Source organism: Allostella sp. (genome assembly GCF_041913585.1).
Classification (GTDB): Bacteria; Pseudomonadota; Alphaproteobacteria; order ATCC43930; family Allostellaceae; genus Allostella.
In genome coordinates this window covers 1-2,174 of the sequence record NZ_JAYSFE010000271.1, presented here as the reverse complement: position 1 = coordinate 2,174, position 2,174 = coordinate 1, and the positions used below count along the sequence as shown (strand labels likewise).

2 protein-coding genes, 1 tRNA gene and 1 pseudogene are annotated in these 2,174 nt (G+C 71.6%); 2 read left to right on the top strand and 2 right to left on the bottom strand.

Going from position 1 to position 2,174, the window contains the following annotated elements:
- A partial coding sequence (locus ACE3Q3_RS24100) for a phosphotransferase (RefSeq protein WP_374450362.1) occupies nt 1–629 on the bottom strand: 629 nt, incomplete at its 3' end.
- Between the two features lie 8 nt (nt 630–637).
- Nucleotides 638–1,330 (bottom strand): lipoyl(octanoyl) transferase LipB, encoded by a 693-nt coding sequence (gene lipB / locus ACE3Q3_RS24095; RefSeq protein ID WP_374450360.1) that lies wholly within the window; start codon nt 1,328–1,330, stop codon nt 638–640.
- Between the two features lie 58 nt (nt 1,331–1,388).
- Here lipB and ACE3Q3_RS24090 point away from each other — a divergent pair.
- A tRNA-Leu gene (locus tag ACE3Q3_RS24090) sits at nt 1,389–1,475 on the top strand.
- A 121-nt stretch (nt 1,476–1,596) separates the two neighbouring features.
- A pseudogene (locus tag ACE3Q3_RS24085) lies at nt 1,597–2,174 on the top strand (NADP-dependent malic enzyme); the annotation flags it as partial.

Here is a 2,174-nt window from a genome sequence, read left to right as displayed (position 1 = left end):
TCGTTGCGGCAGGCGGATTCCCAGTCGATCAGCCACAGGCGCTCGCCGTCGAACAGGATGTTGCGGGGAACCGGGTCGTTGTGGCTCGACACCGCGCCCGCGTCGCCCCACCCGGGCATGGCGCGGAGGGCTTCCAGATGATCCGTGCAGGGGTCGAGCACGCCCGCCGCGAAGAGCCCCGTCCGCCCGACATGGGCCCAGAGACGGGCGACGAGGTCGGGATAGGCGACGAAGGCCGGAAAGCTCGGCGTCTCCTGGAGGCGGCGGAGCAGGGTCCCGAGGGCGGCGGCCAGGGCACCTGGTCCACCGGGAAAGCGATCGAGCGGGCGTTCCGCGACGAAGTCCGTCACGGCGACCCGTGCCGCCTCGTCGACATGGTGGAGGCGCGGCGCCAGCCCGGCCTCGGCGGCGATGCGCAGCGACTCGTACTGGTACGGGTTCCGCAACGGGCTCGCCGGTCCCTCCACCCGGACGAGATAGCGCCGCCCGCCGACCTCGGCACGGAACGGGACGGCGCCCGACGCACCGCCGGACAGCGGCACCAGCGAACCGATCGGCACCGGGCCGAAGGCGCTTCTCAGCGCCGCCCGCGCCGTCTCGCGCAGGGCGTCGGGGGCGCTCCCGGCCATCGGCGGCCCTAAACCCCGTCCCCGAACGTCTCCTCGAAGGCCATCTTCAGCGCCGCGTCGACCTCGGGCATGGAGACGAGGATGCCCTCGCGCACCAGCGAGGTGACGCCGAACTCGCGGACGCCGCAGGGGACGATGCCGCCGAAGCGCGCGAGGTCGGGGTCGACGTTGAGGGCGACGCCGTGCAGGGTCACCCACTGCCGCACGCGCACGCCGAGGGCGGCGATCTTGCGCTCGCGCCCATCCTGGCCGACCACCCAGACGCCGATCCGGCCCTCGCGCCGCTCGCCCCTGACGTTGAAGAGGGCGAGCGTCCGGATCAGCCATTCCTCCAGCCGTGCGACGTACCACCGCACGTCGGGCCGGCGGCGCTTCAGGTCGAGCAGGCAGTAGCCGATTCGCTGGCCGGGGCCGTGGTAGGTGAGGCGGCCGCCGCGGCCGCTGCGGTGCACCGGCAGGCCGCCGGCGTCGAGCAGTTCGGCGTCGTCGGCGCTGGTGCCGGCCGTGTAGAGCGGCGAATGCTCCAGCAGCCACACCAGTTCGCGCTCGGAACCGGCGCGGATGGCGGCGGCGCGCCGCTCCATCTCGGCCACTGCCGCGGGGTAGTCGACGGGTGCGTCCTCAATCCGCCATTCCGGGACCCGCCATTCCGGCGGTTCGACCAGGCGCTCGACGACGCCGTCAGTTGCTTGCCATGCCATTGCGGATTTGCTAACACCCCGCGGCCCGAGGCGGCAACTCCGCCGCCCTGGGCACCATGCGGTCGTGGCGGAATTGGTAGACGCGCAGCGTTGAGGTCGCTGTGGGGGAAACTCCGTGGAAGTTCGAGTCTTCTCGACCGCACCATCCTTCCGAAGCCCGCCTTACCAGCGGGCTTCGTAGCTTGTAGGCTACCCCCTCATCCTCGGGGACATGCGGCCGGCGGCAGGCGTTCCCGCACCGGCCGGCAGGAAGGACCAGAACGCTGATGACCGACGAACGCCGCGCTCGCGCGCTCGAATACCATGCGCAGCCGACCCCGGGAAAACTGGCGATCGTCGCGACCAAGCCGCTCGGCACCCAGGGCGACCTGGCGCTGGCCTATTCCCCCGGCGTCGCCTTCGCCTGCCAGGCGATCCAGGACGATCCGCAGGAAGCGGCCCGGCTGACGGCCCGCGGCAATCTCGTCGGCGTCATCACCAACGGCACCGCCGTCCTCGGCCTCGGCGCCATCGGGCCGCTCGCCTCCAAGCCGGTGATGGAGGGCAAGGCCGTCCTCTTCAAGAAGTTCGCCGGCATCGATGTCTTCGACATCGAGGTCGACGCCACCGACCCCGACCGCTTCGTCGAGGTGGTGGCGGCGCTGGAGCCGACCTTCGGCGCCATCAACCTCGAGGACATCAAGGCGCCCGAGTGCTTCGACATCGAGGCCCGCCTGCGCCAGCGGATGCGCATCCCGGTCTTCCACGACGACCAGCACGGGACCGCCATCATCGTCGCGGCCGCGGTGCTGAACGGGCTGCGCTACGTCGGCAAGCGGATCGAGGACGTGCGCCTCGTCACCTC